Here is a 22,035-nt window from a genome sequence, read left to right as displayed (position 1 = left end):
ATGGGAGTTGTCACCAGCTGGATCAGCAATATAATCATGCTTGTTTTATTTGCTACGATACTTGAACTTATGCTTCCCAGCTCTTCTACGCACCGGTATGTCAAGCTGGTTGTCGGGCTGATGATCCTCGTTGTGATGCTCCAGCCTGTATTAGCAATTTTCAACAAAGATGCAGAAAATATAGTGAAGCAAATTGATAAATGGGGGCAGGAAGTCAATCTTGAAAAAGGGGATTTGGACGAACTTGAAAAAACAGAAATAGAAACAGTGTCTCTTGCATATATTTCTGAACAAGTGGCTGTCCAACTGAAGGGAGAAGCCTATTCCCCCATTCTTAAGGAATTCAATAAAGAAATAACCGACATTGAAATTTCTTTTAACTCGCTGCACAGCCAGCCGGACCTGGACAATTTAACTGGCATTTCTGTCACTGTTCAGTCTCCCGATCCGGCTGAGAATGAAGAAAGTGAAAGTGAAGAAGAGACAGGCATATTTATTGAGCCCATAGAGATAAAGAGTGAGGGAGCTTCATCAGAGAAAAAGGAGGATACGGAGGGGAAGAAACTTATGGAGATGCGCTTAGCAGAAATATGGGAAGTACCAGCAGAGCTTATTCTGGTTCAAGAAAAAGGAGGGGATAACAGGTGAAAAAGAACTCATCAGAAAAGTCATTGTTCCACTCCTTTTCATTAAATAATAAAAAAGGGAAAAAGGTCCGCTTAAGCTATTTTATTGTGTTGATTCTTATCGGGGTTTTTATGATGTTGATTGGAAGTTTTTTACAAAAGGAAGAAGCGTCAGAACCCGTGATAACTGCACTGGAGGCGGAAAGTAACGGAGAGGAGGAAAAAGAGACGGCGGTTTTTAAATCTGAAAATAAGGCAGAAGACAAAGGCCTGAAAGATGAGTTTGAAGCTTATTATGAAAAACAATTGAAGCAGGCTTTAGAAGAAGTGGTGGGGGTTTCAAATGTAACTGTCATGGTGAATACCGCGGGCTCCAGTAAAAATATTTATGAAAAAAATGAGCAAACAAAGGAACAGCACACTGAGGAAACAGATCGGGAAGGCGGAACAAGAGAAGTAACAGATACTTCCAAAGATGAACAAGTTGTCATTGTCAGAAGCGGAGATAAGGAAGAACCGCTGATTATCCAGCAGAAAAAACCTGAAATAAGCGGAGTGCTTATAGTTGCAAATGGAGTTGACAATATACAAGTTAAGACCTGGGTAGTTGAGGCTGTCAGCAGAGTTCTTGATATCCCGTCCCACAGAGTCTCTGTCATGCCAAGAAAACAAAAGGAGGACGTCTCATGATTTTAAAAAGACAGACAGTCTGGTTGCTTACAATGCTAAGTTTAATTATTGTTTTATCTGTATATTACATTTCAATGGATCAGATTCAGGATCCGCAAACAGCAATGACCGATATGGAAGAAGACCAGGACAGCCTAAACAGCCTTGAAGGTGATCTGGGGTTCGAATGGGTGGAAGGAGAGGACATTTCCTTCGTTGAAATTGAAGATGCAGAAGAGGTACTTGGTGAAGGGGCATTAGCGCCGCAAATGAACCCGGATGAGATGTTTGACTCAATACGTCTGCAAAGACAGGATTCACGCGGCAAATTAAATGAAGAATATACTAATGTGATTATAAATACAGAAACAGACCCGGAAATCCAGGTGGAAGCACTTGAAAAAATAGAAGCTCTCCAAGCGATGTCACAGCAGGAAGAAATGATCGAAACTATTATACGTTCCAAAGGGTATGAAGACGCTCTTGTGATGGCTGACAATGATCAAGTAAACATCTACGTAAAAGCGAGTGATTTGACAACAGAGCAGGTGGTGGAGATCAATCAGCTCGCCTATGAACATTTAGGTATAGAAACTGTCAGAGTCGGCTTTCACCCTGGGAATGAGTAAAAAACACTTTTAAAAATAAATTAAGAGAGATGCCTAGACGGTAATCGTTCCCGTCTAGGGCATCTTTTTATATTTTAAGGGAGAGTCAGCCGGTTATTAATAAAATAATATCTACTTCTCGAAGTTTAAAGGCGCTATAATAAAGTATACCGGTTAAAACCTGTACTTTCCGGGAGGCAGACAACAAGTCAATTTTTCATTGTACTGATTAACGGGGGGTTGGCAAGGGAAGAGTGAAAGTATATGTTAGTTAGAGGAATAAATGATTTTTGTTTCAGCAGGTGGTATAATACCCAATTGGATAAAGATTTTTAAGTATATTGATTTATTAAGGAGAGATTTAAATGGAATGGTCAGAACTTACTGAAGGTGCAAAAGCTGTTTTAGAACAAACGAGAAATATAAAAAATGACAAAATTCAGATTGTAGAATTTGATGTCGGCTATAAACAATCGGAAGAAGAAGCAGGAGATGGAGAGCCTGTCTCAATTCAAGAGGAAGATTATCAAAGTTTAAAGAAATTTACTGCTGAAAACGAGTATAATGAAAAGTATCATATGGCAAGAAATAAAAATACTGTTAAAATTATCCTTCTGGAGAATGGGAAAATTCCTGAGAACCTTTCTGACTTTCCTGTATTCAGAGAGTATAAAATTCCGGAAGAATAACTTTTTGAAAGGAGCTCTTCCGTACAAGCTGCCTGACAAGAAAGGACTTTCCTGATATGCCGAGGGCAGACCGGAACCAGAGAAAAAAAGGTTCCCATTTACTAAGATTTGCGGTAGCATATTTTTTAGGACTACGTCATAAGACATGCCTTAAGTAGATGGAATTTTCCAACTTTTATAATCATTATTTAAAAATTAAGTGTGTGTTTACTTGCATGTTGATTTAACTAAATGTATACAGCTTTTTCGCTTCCAGCTGAAAAGTGAGCGAAGGCTTAGCAAGTCCTGGGTAAGCCTAGATAAGAGTGCACCGGCAAATGAAGCTCCCTGCTGGTTCAGAGTGCAAGCGTATATTAAAAAACAACATGTTCTTAACAGAACTTAAAAATTATGAATGGAGTGTGGAGTATGATGAAAATTCAGGAAATCCGTGAATTAATTAAGCTAATTGATGAATCAAGTATTGACGAATTTAAATTTGAGCAGAACGGCTCTAAAGTAACAATGAAAAAATATTCTGAACAGCCACTCAGTCAGAGCGTTTCCCTGCAAGAGCCAGCAAAGTCCATACCGGCTGAAGTCCCCGAGGCTGAATCGCCAGTAAAGCAGGAACCGGCAGAAAAACCAGCCGCTTCTGAACCAGCTGCAAAGAATGACGAGAAAACGGCAGAGCCTGATGAAAATTTACATACGATTACATCGCCGATGGTAGGGACTTTTTATGAAGCACCTTCCCCTGATTCTTCTGCTTATGTGAAAAAAGGAGACAAGGTGAACCAGGACAGTGTCGTTTGTATAGTTGAAGCAATGAAGCTTATGAACGAAATAGAATCTGAAGTAAAGGGCGAGATTGTCGATATCCTTGTAGAGAATGGGCAATTAGTAGAATACGGCCAGGAACTGTTCCTAGTGAAGCCGGAGTAGGAGATGACGTCCATGTTAAAAAAAGTTCTTGTTGCAAATAGGGGAGAAATAGCAGTCCGAATTATACGTGCTTGTAAAGAGTTGGATATCGAAACAGTAGCTGTTTATTCAGAAGCAGATCATGATGCGCTTCATGTCAGATTGGCAGATGAAGCGTATTGTATTGGACCTGTATCTGCGGCGTCCAGCTACCTTAATTTTACTAACATTATGAGTGTAGCAACTTTAACGGAAGTAGATGGAATCCACCCTGGCTATGGTTTTTTAGCAGAAAATGCTGACTTTGCAGAAATATGCGCCGCATGCAACATCACTTTTATCGGTCCGAGCCCGTGGGCGATCAGCCAGATGGGAACTAAAGATGTCGCAAGAACGGTGATGAAGAAAGCAGGAGTTCCGGTTGTCCCAGGCTCAAAAGGGATTATTGAAACCCCTGATGACGGGGTGAAAATAGCTGAAGAAATTGGTTACCCCGTAATTATTAAAGCAACTGCGGGGGGCGGAGGAAAAGGAATACGAGTTGCTCATAATGAGAGTGAGCTTCGTAAAGGTATTTCCGTGACCCAGAAAGAAGCACAGGCTAACTTCGGAAATCCAGGTGTCTATCTTGAAAAATACATTGAAGATTTTCGTCATGTAGAAATTCAGGTGCTGGCAGATTCCCATGGGAACGTCATCCATTTGGGTGAACGGGACTGTACGATTCAGCGGAGATTGCAAAAGCTGGTAGAGGAAACACCTTCCCCTGCTCTGGATCAGAATATCCGGGAGGAAATGGGACAGGCTGCTGTCCGTGCTGCTCAGGCTGTAGAGTATACAGGAGCAGGAACAATTGAGTTTATATACGACCATAGAGAAAAGAAATTTTACTTTATGGAAATGAATACAAGGATTCAAGTTGAACATCCTGTAACTGAAATGGTTACTGGAATAGACATCATTAAAGAACAGCTTTTAGTTGCTTCAGGAGAAAAGCTTTCCTATACTCAAGATGAGGTCACCTTTAACGGGTGGGCTATTGAATGCCGTATTAATGCTGAGAACCCTGATAAAAACTTTATCCCTTCGCCAGGAAAGATTACGATGTATCTGCCTCCTGGCGGCTTGGGAGTAAGGGTTGACAGCGCCGCTTTCCCTGGGTATACAATTACTCCTTACTATGATTCAATGATAGCTAAAGTCATTACTTACGGGAAAGACCGGAAAGAGGCTATGGCCAAAATGAAAAGAGCCCTCGAAGAATTTGTAATAGACGGGGTTGATACAACCATTCCGTTTCATTTACGCCTTTTTAATCATGAAGTGTTTGTCGGGGGCGATTTTAATACAAAATTTTTAGAAACTTATTCGTTAAAAGAGGAAGACAATTAACGGATAGAAGGGGGATCAATATGTCGGAAAATCATTTAATTCATATGTCGGAAGATAAAAGCGATTTAGGAAAAGTTGAGATTTCTCCTGAGGTAATAGAAATAATCGCAGGAATTGCAGCTTCAGAGCTTGATGGCGTTGCCATGCTGCGGGGTAACTTTGCTTCCGGTGTAGCAGAAAGATTAGGCAGGAAAAGCTCACATGGAAAAGGCGTGAAAGTTGACCTGGGGGATGACGGTGTAAATATTGAAGTCTTTCTCATTACAAATTACGGGGTTTCTATTCCGGACGTGTGCCATAAAGTCCAGGAAAACATTGTGCAGACTTTAAAAAATATGACAGCTATAAACGTTTTATCTGTTGATGTTCACGTGGTGGGAGTGCACTTTGAAGATAAAAATGAATCAGAAGCTCCAAAGAAAGAACAAGGAATATAAAAGGATGCCTCAAAAGTGATAAACTTTTGAGGCGCTTTTTTTCTCCCGGCATATATTTGGATAATCTGTATTCGACATAAAAGATATGCTATCATCTAAGAGGGCATACTATAAACAAGTAATAATGATAAGTAAGATCGTACCATTTTACACATTTGGTGCAATAAAAGGAGAAATTTGAATGAACCGCAGATTAGCAAGAATCAGAACTGTACAGGCTTTATACCAGATCGAAATGACAGAGGTCTCACCGACTGAGGCGATGGCATCTGTGTTGGAAGAAGATGAAGAGGATTACAGGAATAACCCTTTTTTCGAATCCCTGGTAAAAGGTACAACTACCCATTTGGAAGAAATAGACAGATTGATACAGGGAGCTTTGGAACATTGGACACTTTCCAGAATTTCCAGAGTGGACCGGGCTATTTTACGAATGGCTGTATATGAAATGAAATATGAAAATGACATACCTGTCAATGTAAGTATTAACGAAGCAATCGACTTAGCAAAAGGATTTACAGGAGAAGAAGAACCAGGTAAATTTGCAAATGGTGTGCTGTCAAAGGTAGCAAAAATGCTTGAAAGCTGAAGACACACGTGCTTAAGTGCCTGCTTTTACAGCGGGGAACCGGGTGAATTCAGTTTTTATAAAAAATGTCAAGGGGGAGTCTTTATGTCTGCAATAGTCATTTCAGGTAAAGAACTTGCACAGGAAAAGAGAATGGAAATGAAAAAGGAAACAGATCTTCTTAAAGAAAAAGGAGTGACACCTGGCCTTGCCGTCATCCTTGCAGGTGAAGATCCGGCATCCCAATCCTATGTACGTGCAAAGCAGCGGGCGTGTAAAGAAACAGGGATCCATTCAGAACTGGACGAAGTACCGAACACTATTTCCGAATCGGAATTGCTTAAAAAAATTGACCAGTTAAACAACGCTGATCATATTCATGGTATCCTTGTCCAGCTGCCGCTTCCGGATCATATATCTGAAAAGAAAGTCATAGAAGCCATTGATCCTCAAAAAGACGTCGATGGTTTTCATCCTATTAATATTGGACGAATGATGATCGGGCAGGAAGCATTTTTGCCTTGTACGCCATTTGGAATAGTTGAAATGATTAAATCCAAACAAATAGATATAGAAGGCAAACATGTAGTAATAGTAGGGCGCAGTAATATTGTAGGAAAACCGGTTGGCCAGCTTTTATTAAATGAAAACGCCACTGTCACTTATTGTCATTCCCGCACTAAAAATATGAGAGAGATCACACGATCGGCTGACATTCTCGTCGTTGCTGTAGGCAAGGCCCACTTTATCACTGCAGATGATATTAAAGAGGGAGCTGTCGTTATTGATGTTGGCGTTAACAGAAATGACGAAGGTAAACTGATTGGTGATGTTGACTATAACCATGCCAAAGAAGTAGCTTCCTATATAACGCCTGTGCCGGGCGGGGTTGGACCAATGACAATTACCATGCTGTTACATAATACGATATTATCAGCAAAAAGAACTGTGGAATAAGGGGCCTCTTTAATGAATCATAACTTTCTGACCGTAAGTGATTTAACCCAGAAAATAAAGCATCTGCTTGATAGAGAACCGGGCATCCAGAACGTATGGATCCGGGCTGAGATCTCCAATTTTAAGCGCCATAGCCGCGGGCATATGTATTTTACATTAAAAGACCAAAAATCGAGAGTGCAGTCTGTAATGTTCGCAGGGAATAACCGCTTTCTGAAGTTTCTGCCTGAAGACGGAATGCGTGTGCTTGTTCGCGGGGATATATCTGTCTATGAGCCCTATGGGCAATATCAGTTCTATGTTAAAGAAATGCAGCCGGATGGCATAGGAAATCTTTACCTCGCATTTGAAAAGCTGAAGAAAAAGCTGGAAATGGCCGGGTATTTTGCCAAGGAGAAAAAAAAGCAGGTTCCTGCTGTACCAAACTCAATCGCTGTTATTACCTCTCCGACAGGAGCTGCTGTAAGAGACATTATTACCACTTTGAAACGCCGTTACCCGCTTGCTAAAGTCACTTTATTGCCAGTCCTGGTTCAGGGGCCTGATGCCCCTGGATCAATTGCACGGGCGATCAGGCAAGCAAACGAAGCCGGACGGTTCGATGTAATTATTTCCGGAAGAGGAGGCGGCTCCCTTGAAGAGTTATGGGCGTTTAATGAAGAAGTCGTTGCTGAAGCTATTTTCCGGTCCGAACTTCCAATTATATCAGCTGTTGGACATGAAACTGATATTACAATAAGTGATTTTGTGGCAGATTTACGTGCTCCGACTCCAACAGCAGCGGCTGAACTTGCTGTGCCTGATATAAAAGAACTGCTGACCCATGTATACGAGCGAAAAGTCCGGTTGACCCGGGCGATGAAAACACTCATGAATCAGCAAAAAGAACGCCTGTCATTTTTAACACGCTCTTATGCTTTTCGTTATCCAAAACAATTACTCGAACAGAAAGAACAGGACCTGGACAGAGTCCATGAAGCGCTTGTAAGGGAGTCGGGGAGACTGCTGGATAAGAAAAAAGATCAGCTGGACAGGCTGAACCAGCGCTTAATTTCTTTACACCCTCAAGACAGAGTCAGACAGGAGGCAAAGCAGCTCAGCCAGTTGGAAGAGGCTTTAAAGAGAGGTGTCTCGGAACAAATAAAAGAACAGAAACATCGTCTCTCTCTCCAGATATCCAAACTGGACGTTCTCAGTCCCTTAAAGATCATGGAGCGAGGATACAGTCTCGTATATAATGAAGAAAATCAGCTTGTTAAGCATATTAATCAGGCTCCTGTACATTCCCGCTTGTCCGTTCAACTGGCGGATGGAAAACTCCAGTGTGAAGTTAAAAGCCAATCACCGGGTAAGAATTTGAATGATGGAGGAATTGTAAATGAATGAGAAAGAACCTTTAACTTTTGAAGAATCAATGAAAAGCCTGGAAGGACTCGTCGAAAAACTGGAAAAAGGTGATGTCCCTTTAGAGGAAGCTATCTCGATGTTCCAGGAAGGAATGAAGCTGTCCAAGGAGTGCCATGACCGGCTGCAGAAGGTCGAAAAGCAGATGACCGAAGTACTTTCAGAAGATGGAGAAATTAGTACTTTTCAAGTGGAAGAGGAGTCGTAAACCTGTGAAAAGGCCATTATCTATGCATCAATTCATCCAAAATGAAAAACAGGAAATAGACAAAAGGTTAATATCTTTTATTGAGCAGCTGAATGCTCCTGCTTCTTTAAAAGAAGCAATGATCTATTCATTGGAAGCTGGAGGGAAAAGAATTCGGCCTGTCCTGCTTCTTGCTACTATGCGCGGGTTTGGAAACATCACCGAATCCGGCTATCATGTAGCATGTGCAATTGAAATGATCCATACATACTCACTTATTCATGATGATTTGCCTGCTATGGATGATGACGATTTGCGGAGAGGAAAGCCGACAAACCATAAAATTTTCGGGGAAGCTCTTGCAATTCTCGCCGGGGATGGATTATTAACTCACAGCTTTAAAGTGGTGGCAGACTTAAAAGATGTGGATCATAAAGAAAAAATAAAGCTCGTAAGTATCATTTCTGAGGCAGCAGGACCTTCAGGGATGGTTGGTGGCCAGGTGGAAGATATGGAAGCTGAAGGAGAAGAGCTGGAATTAGAGCAGCTGCAGCAGATACACCACAGAAAAACTGGAGACCTTTTGGCACTTTCTCTTGAATGCGGCGCGATACTTTCAAAAGCCACCGACAAAGAAGTCGAGGAGCTTAAGTTGTTTGGAAAACATCTCGGTTTAGCTTTTCAAATTAAAGATGACCTTCTCGATGTAGAGGGTGATGAGGAAAAGATAGGAAAGCCGACAGGAAGCGATGAAACGAACGATAAAAATACGTACCCGAAAATACTAGGCTTGAATCAAGCAAAAGAAAAGTTAGCTTACCATTTGGATGAAGCCAAATTCCACCTCGAACAGGTCAATATGGACAAAACAATCCTTAAAGATCTTGCCGATTATATAGGGACGAGAAGCAATTAAAATTTGAGAATTAATGGCTCAACTGACAAAGGTCTGTAAGTTGTCTGACCTGTGCAAACATGGTATAATTATTTAGGTGAGTGGTGCAGTATTCTAGTCGGTTCTCCATTCTCGAAAGCGGGCCTAAAAATCCGCTAAAGGGCACATCGATGAAGTTCCTAGTCTTGGCTTGAGGCGCCCAGCCTTGGGTCCTGACTGGGAGTAAAGGCTGTAGGGCGATCCACAATGGCATGTGGGCGATGACCCTGCAGCCGCGGAGGCCCTTCCATGTGGTCCCGCACCCGGCGGCGACTATGTGTAAGGGTATGAACCTGCATTCGCAAGTATGGGAACTTGTGAGCAGCGTAGCCTGCCTTGAGTGGAAAGTGAGGGGATTATGGATGCTAGGTTGTAGAGCAATCATCCATATGAAATCATTTCTGCAAAAGAGGATAGAGAATGTATAAGAACTGCCGGGGAAAACTCCTAGACTGTTCCACAGGACATTTAAAGGGGATTATAGTGCGTTCTAAGTGGTAATCCAGTCTGGCGTCTGGCGACAGCGTCAAGGCGGGTTTAAAGGGAAACCGCTCCTGCGGCGACGCGGGAGTACCCGCTTGGGAAAACCTACTGGACCTAAGACGCAGTTTTTACTCTTTGAATGACCACTCGCCGTTTACATATTGGGAAACAGGGTATAATTTACATGGAAGAGAGCAATTTGGTTCAGAATTTTCAAACAAAGGCCGCATGTTAATCTTTATAAGCAGAAAGACGTTGATTATAGATGAGAAATTCAATGAAGAAATCATTGCACTGGAGTTTAATTATAGCCGTTATCACCTTTGTGCTGGCGGCTATTTTTTCAATTGTCTCCACTGCCCTGCTGAGCGGTGTTGCATGGGGGGCAGGCATGCTGATAGTCTTTGTTATCGTATTGACAGGGGTCGTTTCCGACACGATAGGAGTAGCGGCCACTGCAGCAGATGAGAAGCCGTTTCACGCTATGGCCTCTGAAAAGGTTCAAGGTGCAAAACAAGCTATGTTAATTACGAGAAATGCAGATCGTTTTTCCAATTTTACAAATGATGTTATTGGGGATATTGCGGGTATAATCAGTGGTACAGCTTCAGCTTATGTCGTTCTTCACCTTGCTTTGCAAATGGGTTACGGAGAAGGATCCACAGTGCAGTTTGTTATCTCTGTACTGTTTACCAGTGTAGTAGCAGCCCTCACTGTCGGCGGGAAATCTGTCGGTAAAACCTTGGCCATACAATATTCTACAGAGATCATTTCCTATGTGGGTAGATTATTTTACTTTTTAGAGGTAAAATTGAGAATAACTATTTTTAAAGGAAATAAACGAAAAAAGAAGAAAAATATCAAAAAATAACAGAAAGTGAGGGTTTTTCTTGGATTTGCTTAGCATAAAAGAACCTACCTTTTTAAAAGAATGCAGCAACAAAGATCTGGAAGACCTTGCTGAAGAGATCAGAAGTTTTCTAATTAAAAACCTTTCTTCTACAGGAGGACATCTGGGGCCAAACCTCGGAGTGGTTGAACTGACGCTTGTTCTTCACCAATTATTTGAAAGTCCGAAAGACAAGTTTATTTGGGATGTGGGCCACCAGGCTTACGTTCATAAAATTTTGACAGGCAGAGCAGGCCAGTTCGACAAGCTTCGCCAATATCAAGGCCTGTGCGGCTTCCCAAAACGCTCTGAAAGCATACATGACGTTTGGGAAACGGGTCACAGTTCAACCTCATTGTCCGCAGCAATGGGTATGGCTCTTGCCAGAGACTTAAAGGGTACTGATGAGAGTGTTATACCTGTGATTGGCGACGGTGCTTTAACCGGAGGTATGGCGTTGGAAGCGCTTAACCATATTGGACATGAACAAACTGACATGGTTGTCATATTAAATGATAATGAAATGTCGATCGCTCCAAACGTAGGGGCTATTAATACAATGCTCGGCCGCATGAGGACAGCAGGTAAGTACCAGAGGGCAAAAGATGATCTGGAAATGCTTATTAAGAAAATCCCTGCTTTTGGAGGCAGGCTTGCTGCAACGGCAGAGCGGGTTAAAGACAGCTTAAAATATTTACTTGTTTCAGGAATGTTTTTCGAAGAACTTGGTTTTACTTATTTAGGACCTGTTGACGGTCACGATCTTGAGGATTTAAAGAGTAATATTACTTACGCAAACAAAACGAAAGGTCCTGTGCTTGTCCACGTTATTACGAAAAAGGGTAAAGGCTACGCCCCTGCAGAAAATGATGCGAAAGGGACATGGCACGGCCTTGGTCCATACAAAATTGAATCAGGGGAAGTTGTGAAAAAACCAGGGCCTCCAAGCTACAGCGGCGTATTTGCTAATACACTTAAACGAATTGCTAAAGATGATAAACGGGTCGTAGCGATTACAGCGGCAATGCCCGGGGGCACAAAACTTGATACATTCGCTGCTGAGTTTCCCGATCGTATGTACGATGTAGGGATAGCTGAACAGCATGCCACTACAATGTCTGCAGGGTTGGCAACTCAGGGAATGAAACCTGTGTTTGCAGTTTATTCAACATTCTTGCAGCGGGGGTATGACCAGCTGGTACACGATGTCTGCCGCCAGAACCTGAATGTATTCTTTGCTGTTGACAGAGCCGGTCTTGTTGGAGCAGACGGTGAAACGCATCAGGGAGTATTTGATATTTCATATTTACGGCACCTTCCAAATATGAAAATCCTTAATCCTAAAGATGAAAATGAACTGCAGCACATGATTTATACTGGTGTCATGCACGATGATGGACCTATTGCTGTCCGTTACCCGAGAGGGGGCGGTTTTGGTGTGAAAATGGATGAAGAGCTGAAACAAATTCCTTTAGGAGAATGGGAAGTTCTAAAAGAAGGAAGCGACTTGTCTATTCTTACTTTTGGTACGATGATCCCTGTAGCTATGGAAGCTGCTGAACAGCTTGAGAAAAAAGGCATTAATGTTGAAATAGTAAATGCCCGGTCAATTAAACCATTGGATGATGCCAAACTGACGGAACTGGCCAAACAGGAACGCCCTGTGCTGACTTTGGAAGAAACGGCATTACTGGGCGGGTTTGGCAGTGCGGTACTTGAGTATTTCCATGAAAACCATTTCCATTCGATGGTAGTAGAACGCATGGGCATCCCGGACCGGTATATTGAGCACGGCAGTGTGCCGCAATTGCTTGAGGAAATCGGCTTAACTTCCCAGAATGTCGCATCTGCCGTTGAACAGATGCTTCCTAGAAAGAGGCAGCGGGCATAATCTTATGAAAAAAGAGCGTATAGATGTATTACTGGTGGAAAAAGGCTTAATTGAAACGCGTGAAAAGGCAAAACGGACAATAATGGCTGGATTAGTGCTGGCGGACGGTGAAAGAATAGACAAGCCGGGTACAAAAGTCAGTCCTGATACAGAGCTCAGGTTAAAAGGCGAGGCTTTGCCTTATGTGGGCCGGGGAGGCTTAAAACTCAAGCGGGCCATTGAGGCATTCGGACTCGACTTAACGGATAAAGTTATGCTTGATATCGGCGCTTCTACAGGAGGATTTACGGACTGTGCCCTTCAGGAAGGGGCACGTCTCGTTTATGCTCTTGATGTGGGGTATAACCAGCTTGCCTGGAAATTAAGACAGGACGAACGCGTAGTAGTAATGGAAAGAACGAATTTCAGGTATGCCGAGCCTGAACATTTTATTAAAGGCGCGCCTGACTTTGCAACTATAGATGTGTCCTTTATCTCATTAAAATTAATTCTCCCAGTGTTAAAAAAAATTTTGGCAGAAGACGGCCAAATTGCCGCTTTGATCAAACCCCAATTCGAAGCTGGGCGGGATGAGGTCGGCAAAAAAGGAATTATTAGAGACAAAAAGATTCATCTGAAAGTTGTAGAAGAAATGGTCCGTTACTGTGAACAATTAAATTATACAGTTAAAGGACTGACTTCCTCCCCCATCCGCGGAGGAGAAGGGAACATTGAATTTCTGATTTATTTGTGCGGCACTAATGAACCAGGTGAGATTTTTCCTGAAGAGGAAATTAAAGAGGTTGTTTCCCGAGCGCACCAATAGCCAGGATTTTGAGGCAGAAGGCTTTATCGGACTGCCTCTTTTTTATGGACAAAAACAACAGGATGTTTAGTAAAGGAAGTTAAAGGAAAACAACTATGTAAGCGGCATCTGTTACCATGTTCACTAATTTGTTTTATACATGAATTGTATATTTATAAGGCATCCTTTATAATGACAATTAGGAAACAACAACAATTAGTGGAGGAAATCATTTATGAATAAAGGACAAAGACATATTAAAATCAGAGAAATTATTGCCAATCAGGATGTAGAAACCCAGGATCATCTCGTTGATCAGTTAAGGTCTGCCGGTTATAACGTCACTCAGGCGACTGTGAGCAGAGATATTAAAGAACTGCATCTTGTAAAAGTTCCTATGATTGATGGAAGGTATAAATACAGCTTACCGTCAGATCAAAGGTTTAATCCTCTTCAAAAATTAAAGAGGGCTCTCATGGATTCGTTTGTGTCTATTGACCATACGAATAACATGATTATATTAAAAACGCTGCCCGGGAATGCGAATGCTGTAGGAGCGTTAATTGATAATTTAGACTGGGAAGAAATAATGGGAAATATAAGCGGAGATGATACTATCCTGATTATCTGCCGTGATGAAAAGGATACTGAACCAATCAGTGAGAAATTCTTACAAATGCTATAAATGACTCAGCATCGACAACCCAGTTTAAGAAGGTGAATAGAATGTTGATGGAATTATCAATTCGGAATTTTGCAATTATAGATGAAGTGTCTGTCTCATTTGATCAAGGACTGACTGTCTTAACGGGTGAAACAGGTGCTGGAAAATCGATTATTATTGACGCGATAGGACTACTGATCGGCGGCAGAGGATCAGTTGATTTCGTCCGTCATGGAAGTAAACGGGCAGAAATAGAAGGTTTATTTTCAGTTGAGTCGTCTGTGTCCAGTGAATTATCTGACTTGCTGGCTGAATTGGGGATCAGGCCTGAGGAGGAAGAAACAGTGGTACTGCGCCGTGAAATTACTACCCAGGGCAAAAGCATCTGCCGGGTTAACGGGAAGCTTATTACTTTAGCGGTATTAAGGGAAGTTGGACAGATGCTCGTTGATATTCACGGTCAGCACGAGCACCAGAAATTACTTCAGGCGGATAAGCACCTTTCCTTTTTGGACCGTTATGCCGAATCGTCTATTGATAAGCCTAAGAAAGAGTATGAAAGGCTTTATCAGCAATTTTTAAAAAAGCGGGAACAGCTTCTTCAAATTACAGAAAATGAACAGCAAATGGCTCAGCGGCTGGACCTGATTCAGTACCAGTACAATGAAATTGAAAAAGCTGCTTTACAGGCTAATGAAGACGAAGCGTTGGAAGAAGAAAAAAAACGGCTGGATAATAGTGAAGAGCTATACAGAACTGTCCATGGGACCTATGAGTCTTTATACGGAGACGGCAAGGGTCTGGAGTGGATAATGGCTGCAATGAATCAGATTGAAGAAGCAGCAGCGCTGGATGAGAATTTACATACACTTAAAGAAACGGTCACAAACTGTTATTATCTCCTTGAAGAAACGTCCTTCTCTTTAAGGGACTACTACGAAAATATTGAGTTTGATCCTGACCGTTTAAATATTATTGAATCCAGGTTGAGTGAATTGAGCCAATTAAAAAGAAAATACGGTGAGTCGGTAAATGACATCCTGGAGTATGCCTCTTCGCTGGAAGAAGAAATTGATACTTTGACAAACCGGGAACAGCGGCTTGCAGAATGGGAAAATGAACTTGTATCAATTGCAAAAGATTTAGTGGTAGAAGCAGAGCATTTAACAAAATTGCGGAAAGACCATGCCGGTAAATTAAAAAAAGCGATACAAAAACAGCTCAAGGACTTGTACATGAAGGATACTGTTTTTGAAATTGATTTTAAAAATCCAAATACTGGTGTTATTTCAGATGGTCAGCACTTATTGAAATCTTTCCCTTTTAGCCGGTCAGGAATGGACACTATTTCCTTTATGGTCGCCACAAATAAAGGTGAACCTTTAAAACCTTTGGCAAAAGTTGCTTCAGGCGGTGAAATTTCCAGAATGATTTTGGCTTTGAAATCGATTCTCGCCCGCCATGAAGGGGTTACTTCAATTATTTTTGACGAAGTTGATACCGGAGTAAGCGGCAGAGTGGCACAGGCCATTGCTGAAAAAATACACCATGTATCGATCGGATCGCAAGTTTTGTGTATTACTCATCTTCCACAAGTGGCAGCTATGGCAGATACTCACCTTTTTATTTCAAAAAGTGAGAATAAAGGAAGAACGAGTACAAGTGTGCGTCCGTTAACTCTGGAAGAACAAACAGAAGAAATCAGCCGGATGATTTCAGGTGTTGAAATTACTGATTTGACCAGGCAGCACGCAACAGAATTACTTAAACAGGCAGAAAGGTCAAAAAAATAATTGGACTTTCCATGAAAAAACTAACCAAAAGAGGTTAGTTTTTTTCTTTGCTTAAAGTTATAAATGATCGGTTTAAAGGCAAAATTAGTATTACAGCCATGGTGGAGGTGAAGGTTAGAGACGAGGAGAGTGAATAAGTTTGAACTTTGGATGGGTACGAAAAACGACAGGAATACTTCTCCTTGCGATTTTGTTCTCTGCTGCATTCTATCCGCCTTTACAAAATTATCTCCAGATCCCGCATAACATTGCAATTTTTGAAGGGCAGACATACGATATCCCAAATGCGGTATCCGTTTTGAATTATGATGATTCTTCTGTTGCTATATCAAATAAAGAAGACAACTCTGTGATGGAAGCGTTAAGTTCATCAGAAAGCACCGTCAGCATGGGAATAAAAGGGCTGCCATTAAAAGCAATGGATGTGTCAGTTTACCCTGAATTGAAAGTTATTCCCGGCGGTCAGTCAATTGGAGTAAGAGTGAAAACGGATGGAGTATTAGTAGTAGGCCATCATTTAATGGATACTGATGCAGGTAAAGTATCTCCTGGAGAAGCTTCAGATATTCGTGTAGGAGACAGCATTATAGAAATGAATGGAATTAATATTAGCAGTATGAATGATATACAGCCATTAGTTCAAGAAGCGGGCGAACAGAATAAGCCGATTTCTTTTAAAATAAAAAGAGATGGCAAAATAATGAAAAAAGAGCTAACTCCCGTAAAAGGTAAAGGAGACCCTCGGTTCCATCTTGGGTTATTTATAAGAGATTCCGCTGCTGGAGTGGGGACACTGACTTTCTACGAACCGGAGTCAGGAAATTACGGAGCCTTAGGACACGTCATATCCGATATGGAAACAAAAGAACCGATCGAAGTAGGGAATGGAGAAATAATCCGATCGGATGTGACTTCAATTGAAAAAGGATTAACTGGAGAGCCAGGCGAGAAATTAGCAAGGTTTTCTAATGACAGAAAAGTGTTAGGTAATATTTCTAAAAATACTAGCTTTGGTATTTTTGGAAAGATGCATGACGAAGCACGTAACGAAGAGTGGATGGATCCAGTGGAAATAGGATTGGCTCACCAGATAGAAGAAGGACCTGCAGAAATTTACACCGTAGTTGACGGTGAGGAAGTGCAACGTTTTGATATTGAAATTATAAGCAGTACCCCTCAGCAGTCACCTGCGACTAAAGGGCTCGTCATAAAAGTAACCGACGAAGAACTTCTGGACAAAACAGGAGGAATTGTCCAGGGTATGAGCGGAAGTCCCATTATTCAAAATGGGCGTATAGTAGGAGCTGTGACACATGTTTTTGTTAACGACCCGACATCCGGTTACGGCTGCCATATAGAATGGATGTTAAAAGATGCAGGAATTGATTTAGAAAAAAGCGAACAGAAAAAAGCAGGTTAAATATAGTGGTTAAAAAAGCATCACCAGAGAGGTGGTGCTTTTTTTATAATATTTAGACGTCTTTGCAGATAAATTATGGTATAATACAACCAAATAATTTTCGACAAATCAGCAGCATTAAACGTATTTAATAGCGATTAGACTCGAATTTAGGAGTATATGTGAATAAATAAGAGTAAACTAAAGATTAACTTGAAAAATTCAAATAATTAAAAGGATTTCATGAGGTGTTGTCGAATAAGGAATATAAAGTTATTTAAACCATAATTTCGGGGAGGAACTTAGTGTGAAAAAAGTTAAAGTTTGTGTGGCCGACGACAACCGTGAATTAGTCAATTTACTTGAGGATTATATTCTTTCTCAAGAGGATATGGAAGTCGCAGGAAGGGCTTATAATGGCCAGGAATGTTTAAATTTAATAGAGGACACAGAGCCTGACGTTTTAATTCTTGATATTATTATGCCTCATTTAGACGGGCTGGCAGTTTTGGAAAAACTCAATGGTATGCAATTAAATAAACGGCCTAATATCATCATGCTGACCGCTTTCGGACAGGAAGATGTGACTAAGAAAGCTGTAGATCTGGGTGCGTCTTATTACATTTTAAAACCTTTTGATATGGATACTTTAATGAATAAAATAAGAGAAGTTTCAGGAAACCAGAGCAATTCCTATATTCAGCGCCCTGCAGCTTCAGCGGCGGATATGAGGCGTGAAAATAAACCGATGAACCTGGATGCGAGTATTACGAGCATTATCCATGAAATCGGTGTGCCGGCGCATATTAAAGGATATATGTACTTAAGAGAAGCTATTACGATGGTTTATAATGATATAGAACTGCTCGGATCCATTACAAAAGTGCTTTACCCTGATATTGCAAAGAAGTTTAATACCACTGCAAGCCGTGTGGAGCGTGCTATTCGTCATGCGATCGAAGTAGCATGGAGCAGAGGCAACATAGAGTCAATCTCCAAGATGTTCGGTTATACAGTGAATGTATCTAAAGCAAAACCGACCAATTCTGAATTTATCGCGATGGTTGCCGATAAGTTAAGGATTGAACATAAAGTAAGCTGAAAATAATAAAGCTGCCTTTTGTCAGTATATCTGACAAAAGACAGCTCTTTTTTATTTTGGATTTTTCTGGAATTTAGGGGCTACTTTATTATTTTTCCGGTCTCTGTGTAAAATAAACCCTCCAATAAACCATACGCCGATCACCAAAGAGATTATCCCTGCTAAAAATTGCAAATAGTATGAAGGGTAGGGACTGTTTAATATTTGAAATAGAGTGTCTCTCATAAGCTTGATGCCGTAACCGGCTACGAAAACCGGAATAAGTAAAATGACAAGGGCTATAAAACGCTGAACAGTCATAGGTCCATTCCTTTCTTAGTGAAACTCTCCTTTATTCTATACTATATTGCTTTTTCAGTCGAGCAGAATTGGTACGTGCATAATGTGATGTGAAAAAACCTCACTGTTTCCTTTAATTTATTTTAAAAAAGTGTATAGTTAAAGGCAGGTATGAAAATTATTGCAGGGTAATGATATATATCCATAAAAAGGCGGGCATGAATGATGAAAAAAGTATTGATCATTGGCGCTGGAGAAGGTGGGGCCTCGTTACTGGAAGTTTTATCAGCTACTGACCAGCTCGCAGTGACCGGTGTGGTGGACAAGAATCCTGGCAGCAAAGGTATTATTAGAGGAAAAGAAAAGGGCATCCCAGTATTTAATGATTGGCAGACAGCTGTTTCTGAATTACATTCAATCGATGTCATTATAGAAGTGACTGGAGATGAAAAGCTGTATGAAGAAATAAAGGGCTTTTTTTTAAACGAACCTGTCACTGTAATTCCAAGTTCTGTAGCGTCCATTATGTTCTTTTTAATGGAAGAGAAAGAGCTCTTGATTGATGAAGTTAAAAATCACAACAAAAAGCTCGATAATATTGTTAATTCTACTCATGATGGAATGATTGCTATTGATAAAGAGGAAAAGATTACTTTAATTAATAAGCGTGCTGAAGAAATGACTGGCCTGAATTATAAAGACGTCATGGGTAAGAAAATAACGGACGTGATGCCTACAAGTCGTCTTCCAAGAGTTTTAAGGACGAAAAAAGTGGAACGAAACCGCCGGCAGGTCATATCGAACCAGCATAAAATTATTACTACACGGGTACCTATGATGGGAGAAAATGAAGTTATAGGAGCTTTGGCTATTTTTAAAGACATTACGGAAATAGTAAATATGGCTGAAGAAGTAACTAATTTAAAAAGTATACAGACTATGCTTGAAGCAATTATTAATTCGTCAGATGATGCCATATCTGTGGTGGATGAAACGGGAAAAGGTTTGTTAATAAACCCCGCATATACGAGGCTTACAGGTCTTAAAAAAGAAGAGGTTATCGGAAAGCCGGCTACTACCGATATTTCTGAAGGGGAAAGTATGCACTTGCAGGTTTTGGAAACAAAAACACCAGTCCGCGGGGTCAAAATGAAAGTGGGACCCTATCGTAAAGATGTCATTGTCAATGTAGCACCAGTTATAGTTGATGGGCATTTGAAAGGGAGTGTCGGAGTCGTTCATGATATGTCTGAAATGGAGGCACTGACTAATGAACTTGAAAAAGCTAAACAGATTATCCGTACATTGGAAGCAAAGTACCGGTTTGAAGATATTTTAGGCGCTTCAGAAGAATTAACGTTTGCGATTGAACAGGCGAAAGTAGCGGCCGTTACTCCGGCTACTATTCTTTTAAGGGGTGAATCAGGCACAGGTAAAGAACTGTTTGCCCACGCCATACATAATGAGAGTAACCGAAAGTACAATAAATTTATCCGGGTAAACTGTGCAGCAGTTTCTGAATCTCTGCTTGAGAGCGAATTGTTTGGGTATGAAGAAGGCGCTTTTTCAGGAGCTAAGCGTGGGGGTAAAAAAGGCCTTTTTGAAGAAGCGGACAAAGGAAGTATTTTTCTGGATGAGATTGGTGAATTATCACCGCAAATGCAGGCTAAATTGTTAAGGGTTCTTCAGGAACATGAAATTGTCCGGGTAGGAGGAACTGCAGCTATCCCTGTAGATGTGAGGGTCATTGCTGCTACTAACGTAGATATAGAGAAAAAAATAGAAGAAAAAGAATTTCGGTCTGACCTGTATTACCGATTAAACCGTATGCCGATTTATATTCCGCCTTTAAGAGAAAGGAAAGGCGATCTGCCGGCATTATCTCTCCACATTATTTCAAAATTAAATCAGGATTATGGCCGAAATGTAATAAAGGTTTCTGATGCTGCATTAAAAGAACTTGAAAATTATCCTTGGCCGGGGAACGTCAGGGAATTAGAAAATATCCTCGGGATGGCGATGATTCATATGCCTTATACAGAAAAGGAAATCAAAGTTGGCCACCTTCCTGTTTTAAATAAGCCAGCTCACGAGGAAGAACCATACAGGGAGTCCAGTGTGCAGTTAAATGGAGAGAAAACGTTACAGGAACTTATGGATGAGCAGGAAAAGCATTTTTTACTGGAGGCGTTAGATATAAATAATGGCAATAAAACAAAAACTGCTAAAATGCTGGGTGTTTCTATACGCAGCTTGTACTACAAACTTGAAAGATACAATATTTAACAACCGCGAATGGTTTTGCATGCAAAATAATGCAAAGTGTGCAAAGATGTGCAAGGTTATGCGGAGGGGGAATGCCGGCATGAAAGCGTTAACTTTATTTTTTTAACTTGGCATCTTTCTTGCATTAATTATAGAGCGGAGCCATTGGAAATTAAGAAAGGTGGAGCATCATGGATCTAAACACATTATTCCATAAAATAAAAAACCAGGAACCACAAACGATAGCAGTTGCCCATGCAACAGACCCTACTGTGTTTGAATCCGCAGAAAAGGCACTGGAAAAAAACCTGGCCTCCTTTATTTTTACCGGGCCGGAAAGTGAAATGGAAAAGGCGCTTAACGAAGCTTCCTTTACGTTTAGGGATGATACCCGTGTATCATTCGTTAACACTGACAGTGATAAAGAATCAGCCCTAACAGCAGTGGAAATTGTAAAACAGGATAAAGCGCGCGTGCTAATGAAAGGGATGGTTTCAACCTCAATACTTTTAAAGGCTGTCCTAAACAAAGAAAATGGCTTAAGAACCGGAAAAATACTCTCTCATCTGGCGGGCTTTTCATTGCCCGGCAGAGACAGACTTTTGTTTATTACCGATGCCGCCATGAATATTACACCCGATTTAAAGGAGAAAGTTCAGATTATTGACAATGCAGTTTATGCAGTGAACAAAATGGGAGTAGATAAACCGAAAGTCGCTGTCATTGCCGCTGTAGAAACAGTTAATCCTGCGATGCAGGCTACAGTGGATGGAGCGGCATTGACACAGATGAACCGCAGAAACCAAATAAAGGGCTGTGAGGTGGATGGCCCGTTAGGTTTCGATAACGCTGTTTCAAGGACTGCATCCAGCCAGAAAGGGATTACGTCAGAAGTTGCCGGGAATGCAGATATCCTTCTTGTGCCCGGGATAGAAACAGGAAATGTTCTTTATAAGTCTTTGACTTATTTTGGGCAAGCAGTGGTAGGAGGAATGATTGTAGGGGCAAAAGCGCCTATTGTATTAACATCGCGCTCAGATTCTGCAGACAGTAAATTATTTTCAATGGCAATGGCTTTAAGTACTACAAAATAATTTAAATTTTTTAGGGGG

Annotated in this window: 22 protein-coding genes; 21 read left to right on the top strand and 1 reads right to left on the bottom strand. The window is 41.1% G+C overall.

Annotated elements, in window-relative coordinates; translation table 11 throughout:
* The 19 genes from spoIIIAF (at position 1) to spo0A (ending at position 18,379) form a co-directional block, all read left to right on the top strand.
* Positions 1–648: a stage III sporulation protein AF gene (spoIIIAF, locus tag BMW59_RS01810; protein WP_093047294.1), complete on the top strand. Its 648-nt coding sequence runs from the start codon at positions 1–3 to the stop codon at positions 646–648.
* Positions 645–1,316, top strand: coding sequence for a stage III sporulation protein AG (gene spoIIIAG, locus BMW59_RS01805; protein WP_245732898.1), 672 nt, complete (start codon positions 645–647; stop codon positions 1,314–1,316). The genes spoIIIAF and spoIIIAG overlap by 4 nt, the downstream gene beginning before the upstream one ends.
* The gene (locus BMW59_RS01800; RefSeq protein WP_093047293.1) at positions 1,313–1,924 is read left to right on the top strand and encodes a SpoIIIAH-like family protein; all 612 of its coding nucleotides are present in this window, start codon (positions 1,313–1,315) and stop codon (positions 1,922–1,924) included. Before spoIIIAG ends, BMW59_RS01800 begins: the two co-directional genes overlap by 4 nt.
* A 344-nt stretch (positions 1,925–2,268) precedes the next feature.
* Positions 2,269–2,592, top strand: a complete 324-nt coding sequence (locus tag BMW59_RS01795; RefSeq protein WP_093047292.1) for a hypothetical protein — start codon at positions 2,269–2,271, stop codon at positions 2,590–2,592.
* Between the two features lie 408 nt (positions 2,593–3,000).
* Positions 3,001–3,516 (top strand): acetyl-CoA carboxylase biotin carboxyl carrier protein, encoded by a 516-nt coding sequence (gene accB, locus BMW59_RS01790; protein ID WP_093047291.1) that lies wholly within the window; start codon positions 3,001–3,003, stop codon positions 3,514–3,516.
* A 12-nt stretch (positions 3,517–3,528) separates the two neighbouring features.
* On the top strand, positions 3,529–4,887 hold the full coding sequence (gene accC, locus BMW59_RS01785; protein ID WP_093047290.1) for an acetyl-CoA carboxylase biotin carboxylase subunit: 1,359 nt from the start codon (positions 3,529–3,531) through the stop codon (positions 4,885–4,887).
* A gap of 20 nt (positions 4,888–4,907) precedes the next feature.
* The gene (locus BMW59_RS01780) at positions 4,908–5,324 is read left to right on the top strand and encodes an Asp23/Gls24 family envelope stress response protein (RefSeq protein WP_093047289.1); all 417 of its coding nucleotides are present in this window, start codon (positions 4,908–4,910) and stop codon (positions 5,322–5,324) included.
* A 181-nt stretch (positions 5,325–5,505) separates the two neighbouring features.
* Entirely contained in the window at positions 5,506–5,913 is a 408-nt protein-coding gene (gene nusB, locus BMW59_RS01775; protein WP_093047288.1) for a transcription antitermination factor NusB, read from the top strand.
* 84 nt (positions 5,914–5,997) lie between these two features.
* Positions 5,998–6,849 (top strand): bifunctional methylenetetrahydrofolate dehydrogenase/methenyltetrahydrofolate cyclohydrolase FolD, encoded by an 852-nt coding sequence (gene folD, locus BMW59_RS01770; RefSeq protein WP_093047287.1) that lies wholly within the window; start codon positions 5,998–6,000, stop codon positions 6,847–6,849.
* A gap of 12 nt (positions 6,850–6,861) precedes the next feature.
* Complete coding sequence (xseA, locus tag BMW59_RS01765; RefSeq protein WP_093047286.1) at positions 6,862–8,235, top strand: exodeoxyribonuclease VII large subunit; 1,374 nt, start codon at positions 6,862–6,864, stop codon at positions 8,233–8,235.
* A complete protein-coding gene (xseB, locus tag BMW59_RS01760; RefSeq protein ID WP_093047285.1) occupies positions 8,228–8,461 on the top strand; it encodes an exodeoxyribonuclease VII small subunit in 234 nt (77 codons plus the stop codon). Before xseA ends, xseB begins: the two co-directional genes overlap by 8 nt.
* Positions 8,462–8,483: 22 nt before the next feature.
* Positions 8,484–9,356 (top strand): polyprenyl synthetase family protein, encoded by an 873-nt coding sequence (locus BMW59_RS01755; protein WP_093047349.1) that lies wholly within the window; start codon positions 8,484–8,486, stop codon positions 9,354–9,356.
* A 766-nt stretch (positions 9,357–10,122) separates the two neighbouring features.
* Positions 10,123–10,728, top strand: coding sequence for a CNNM metal transporter family protein (locus BMW59_RS01750; RefSeq protein WP_093047284.1), 606 nt, complete (start codon positions 10,123–10,125; stop codon positions 10,726–10,728).
* Positions 10,729–10,747: 19 nt separating this feature from the next.
* Positions 10,748–12,637, top strand: a complete 1,890-nt coding sequence (dxs, locus tag BMW59_RS01745) for a 1-deoxy-D-xylulose-5-phosphate synthase (protein ID WP_093047283.1) — start codon at positions 10,748–10,750, stop codon at positions 12,635–12,637.
* Between the two features lie 4 nt (positions 12,638–12,641).
* Positions 12,642–13,442, top strand: a complete 801-nt coding sequence (locus BMW59_RS01740) for a TlyA family RNA methyltransferase (RefSeq protein ID WP_093047282.1) — start codon at positions 12,642–12,644, stop codon at positions 13,440–13,442.
* A 214-nt stretch (positions 13,443–13,656) separates the two neighbouring features.
* Positions 13,657–14,106 (top strand): transcriptional regulator AhrC/ArgR, encoded by a 450-nt coding sequence (gene ahrC / locus BMW59_RS01735; RefSeq protein WP_093047281.1) that lies wholly within the window; start codon positions 13,657–13,659, stop codon positions 14,104–14,106.
* Positions 14,107–14,147: 41 nt separating this feature from the next.
* Positions 14,148–15,878 carry a DNA repair protein RecN gene (gene recN / locus BMW59_RS01730; protein WP_093047280.1) on the top strand — a complete coding sequence of 577 codons (1,731 nt, stop codon included), beginning with the start codon at positions 14,148–14,150 and terminating at the stop codon, positions 15,876–15,878.
* A gap of 139 nt (positions 15,879–16,017) precedes the next feature.
* A complete protein-coding gene (spoIVB, locus tag BMW59_RS01725) occupies positions 16,018–17,298 on the top strand; it encodes a SpoIVB peptidase (RefSeq protein WP_093047279.1) in 1,281 nt (426 codons plus the stop codon).
* A gap of 286 nt (positions 17,299–17,584) precedes the next feature.
* Positions 17,585–18,379, top strand: coding sequence for a sporulation transcription factor Spo0A (spo0A, locus tag BMW59_RS01720; RefSeq protein WP_093047278.1), 795 nt, complete (start codon positions 17,585–17,587; stop codon positions 18,377–18,379).
* 51 nt (positions 18,380–18,430) lie between these two features.
* Here the strand turns inward: spo0A and BMW59_RS01715 are convergent, their stop codons facing one another.
* Positions 18,431–18,679: a DUF2627 domain-containing protein gene (locus tag BMW59_RS01715; RefSeq protein ID WP_093047277.1), complete on the bottom strand. Its 249-nt coding sequence runs from the start codon at positions 18,677–18,679 to the stop codon at positions 18,431–18,433.
* 204 nt (positions 18,680–18,883) lie between these two features.
* Between BMW59_RS01715 and BMW59_RS01710 the strand changes: the two genes are divergently transcribed.
* Together BMW59_RS01710 and BMW59_RS01705 are read left to right on the top strand one after the other, a co-directional pair.
* On the top strand, positions 18,884–20,944 hold the full coding sequence (locus BMW59_RS01710) for a sigma 54-interacting transcriptional regulator (protein ID WP_093047348.1): 2,061 nt from the start codon (positions 18,884–18,886) through the stop codon (positions 20,942–20,944).
* Positions 20,945–21,114: 170 nt separating this feature from the next.
* Positions 21,115–22,017: a bifunctional enoyl-CoA hydratase/phosphate acetyltransferase gene (locus tag BMW59_RS01705; protein ID WP_093047276.1), complete on the top strand. Its 903-nt coding sequence runs from the start codon at positions 21,115–21,117 to the stop codon at positions 22,015–22,017.
* Positions 22,018–22,035 lie beyond the last annotated feature (18 nt).

Origin of the sequence: Salipaludibacillus aurantiacus, from assembly GCF_900111295.1 — a bacterium.
Classification (GTDB): Bacteria; Bacillota; Bacilli; order Bacillales; family Salisediminibacteriaceae; genus Salipaludibacillus; species Salipaludibacillus aurantiacus.
Note: the sequence above shows the minus strand (reverse complement) of the source record. Positions and strands in the feature narration are given on the sequence as shown.